Origin of the sequence: Methanoculleus sp. UBA413 (assembly GCF_002502935.1) — an archaeon.
Classification (GTDB): domain Archaea; phylum Halobacteriota; class Methanomicrobia; order Methanomicrobiales; family Methanoculleaceae; genus Methanoculleus; species Methanoculleus bourgensis.
The window spans coordinates 15,143-15,688 of the sequence record NZ_DAQR01000040.1 but is presented as its reverse complement, the minus strand read 5'-3'; the positions used below and the strand labels follow the sequence as shown (position 1 = coordinate 15,688).

2 pseudogenes are annotated in these 546 nt (G+C 65.4%); both read right to left on the bottom strand.

The annotated features are described in order from the left end of the window. A pseudogene (pheT, locus tag BP858_RS02955) lies at positions 1-284 on the bottom strand (phenylalanine--tRNA ligase subunit beta); the annotation flags it as partial. Between the two features lies 1 nt (position 285). Next, positions 286-546, bottom strand: a pseudogene (locus BP858_RS02950) (phenylalanine--tRNA ligase subunit alpha); the annotation flags it as partial.

The following is a 546-nucleotide window of genomic DNA, read 5'->3' as shown; positions in this document are numbered from 1 at the left end:
GGCCGGATCCCGGCAAGCCCCGGGTCGACCGAGAAGGTGATGCCCGAGGGGCGGACGTTGTAGACCGGGAGCCCCTCCTCGATCCCGAGGAACCCGCGCATCGCCCGGGCGACGCCCTCGGGTGAGTAGAGGTCGGGCCGGTCCGGGAAGAACTCAATATCTATGTGATCCTCCTCTATCCGCTCGATGTCCGCCCCGATCATCGGTATACGCTCGATGATCGTCTTTCTGTCGGTCCCGGTCAGTCGTTCCAGGTACCGGTAGGGTAACGTGATTATCGCCATCTCAACGCCTCCCACTGTAGGTGGGTACATCGCGGATCCACTCGACATCGCTCCGGTAGAGGTGCCGGAGGTCGCGGAGTCCGAGCCGGAGCATCGCCACCCGGCTGATCCCGAGCCCCCACGCGAGCACCGGGTGCTCAATCCCGAAGGGTGCGGTCACCTCCTGCCTGAAGATGCCTGCTCCCCCGAGTTCCACCCAACCGAGGCCGTCGACGTAGACCTCAGGCTCCACGGAGGGCTCGGTGTAGGGGAAGTAGCCGGG